This is a genomic window from Flavobacterium sp. UBA4854 (assembly GCF_002399805.1).
Classification (GTDB): Bacteria; Bacteroidota; Bacteroidia; order Flavobacteriales; family Flavobacteriaceae; genus Flavobacterium; species Flavobacterium ginsengisoli.
Map to the genome: position 1 here is coordinate 17,550 of NZ_DHEI01000043.1, position 2,643 is coordinate 20,192.

Annotated in this window: 2 protein-coding genes; both read left to right on the forward strand. The window is 33.4% G+C overall.

The window, feature by feature from the left end:
* Positions 1-596, forward strand: a 596-nt coding sequence (locus B3J44_RS06140) for a RagB/SusD family nutrient uptake outer membrane protein (protein WP_286966839.1), incomplete at its 5' end; no start/stop codon positions are given.
* Positions 597-730: 134 nt separating this feature from the next.
* On the forward strand, positions 731-2,643 hold a 1,913-nt coding region (locus B3J44_RS06145), incomplete at its 3' end, for an MGH1-like glycoside hydrolase domain-containing protein (protein WP_286966841.1).

The window sequence follows — 2,643 nt, forward strand, 5'->3', positions numbered from 1 at the left end:
CTGAACTTGGCGGATGGGATGAAATTCTTCCGAGTCCAATGTTGGTAAATGAATTCAAAAAAGAAGGAAAAATTGCGACTACAGGAAACTACGATTCACGTTTTTACAGTACCATTTTCTTTAAAGATCCCTATTTTAATAACCCTAGCAATCCATTGGTATTAGGAACTACGTATGATGATAAATTTGGAGATACAGACAAGCCAGTATATCGTAAATATATTCCGAGTACACAGGAAAAAATGGATCAAGAATTTACAGCGATCAATATTCCTTTGATGAGATATTCGAATGTATTGCTAATGCAGGCCGAAGCTTTAAATGAATTAGGACGTCCGGGAGAAGCTATTCCGTATATTAATAAAGTTCGCGAAAGAGCAGACATGCCAGCAATGACAGGAACAACCACAGCAGAAGTAAAAGCACAAATAGAGCACGAAAGAATTTTAGAATTCCCTCTTGAAAATTATCGCTTTTATGATTTGCGTCGTTGGGGAAAAACAAAAGAAGCACTTGATGCTGTTGGAAGAACAGGTTTTGATGCTGCAAAAAATAATTTTTATCCAATTCCATTGACAGAATTACAAACGAATTAATTCTCAAAATGATTTAAATTTCAAAAAAGAATAGCCTATATTTCTTGGGCTATTCTTTTTGTCTAAAGATTATTGATCTTGCCAATAAAAAGAGCAAGACTTTATCTAAATAATAACAAAAACAAACATAAAACATGGACAAAAAGAACATACTTTTTATTCTTGCTTCCTTTTTTATAATACAGGCAGGTTGGTCTCAAAAGAGCTTTCCAAATTTAGAGTCAGGCAAAAATAGTATCAATTTTAAAGGAGATCCAAAAAATGCCACAGATAGAAAATCATTGGCATTTTCAGATAAAGGCGTTTGGTTCGGATTTGGGTTTTTAGAACCATCAGAAATTCAAGCAGGATTTTCAGGACCTTTCTTAATGACCGAACAGAATGGCGTTTGGTTAAGTTCTTCTTTTGTTTCATTACAGCTAAAAGACGAAAACAAACAAGAAATCATCAACTGGAAAAATTCATTGGTGGAACAAAACAGTTACAACAGTCATTTAGAACAGCAATTTAAAAATGAAAAACTAGAAGTAAAACAGCAATTAGTGTTTTTATCAGGGCATTCGGCTTTACAGAAAACAGCGATTACCAATAAAACAGCTAAACCAATAACTATTTTTCCTTCTTATAATGCAACTTTGTTTTTAGATAATTTACAACTATCAAATGAAAACAATATTTTAAAAATCACTTCTTCTAAGAGTATTGCAGTAGGTTACATTCAATTCTTGAAAACAAAATCAGAAATTGAAATTTCGAAACAAGGATACCTAGCGCAGATAGAAAAATTGGTTTTAAAACCAAATGAAACGAAAGAAATAATTGTTTCTCAAAGTTTTATTTTTCCACAATATTCATGGAAAACCGAAAGCGAGACAATACAAAAAACGGTTTTTAATACACTGCTTAACAACACGCAAAAAGAAAAAGAAAAGCAATTATCGCAATTAATTGCCAAAAAGAAAGCCATTTATAAAGATCAGATTTATTCTGATTTGATAGCAAAATTAGCACTAACATTACAAACCAACACTAGAATTGCAGCAGAAGGATTAAAGCATGGCGGTCTTTTTCCGAGTTACAATTACGAATGGTTTCATGGTTTTTGGGCCTGGGACAGCTGGAAACACGCTGTTGCAGTTTCAAATTATGATTCGGAGTTAGCCAAAAATCAAATGCGTGCTTTATTCGATTATCAAGAGTCAAATGGTTTTATTCCAGATTGCATTTACAGAAACAATGATCTAGAAGAAAATAATTACCGAAACACAAAAGCACCTCTTGCTGCTTGGGCAATCTGGAAAATTTATGAAAAAACAAAGGATATTAATTTTCTAAAAGAGTTTTATCCGAAGTTAAAATTATATCATAATTGGTGGTACAAAGAACGAGATCATGATCAGGATGGTTTATGCGAATTTGGTTCTACAGATGGAACTGTGATTGCGGCAAAATGGGAAAGCGGAATGGATAATGCAGTTCGTTTTGATGATAGTAAAATTCTAAAAAACGGAGAAAAAGCATATTCATTAGATCAGGAAAGTGTTGATCTGAATTCATTTTTATTTGCAGAGAAAAACTTTTTAAGTAAAATGGCAACAGCTTTAAAACTAAGTGTCGAAGCAAAAAAATGGAATGAAGAAAGTGCCGCTTTAAAAGTAAAAATCCAAAATCAGTTTTGGGATGCTGCAACAGGCTGGTTTTATGATACAACCATTGACGGAAAAACATTGATAAAAGCAATGGGATGCGAAGGATATTGTCCAATTTGGGCAGAAGTCGCTTCTGCAGAACAAGTGAAAGCGGCAAAAATTAATATGCTGGATTCGGCAAGTTTGAACACTTTTGTCCCTTTACCAACATTAGCAGCAAATCATCTTAAATTTAAGCCAGATAATGGCTATTGGAGAGGACCTGTTTGGTTGGATCAAAGTTACTTCGGGATTAACGGACTAGAAAAATATGGCTATGCAAAAGAAGCAAATGAGTTAGCACATAAACTGATTCATAATGCGGAAGGAGTTGTGGATAAAGGAACTTCTATTAGAGA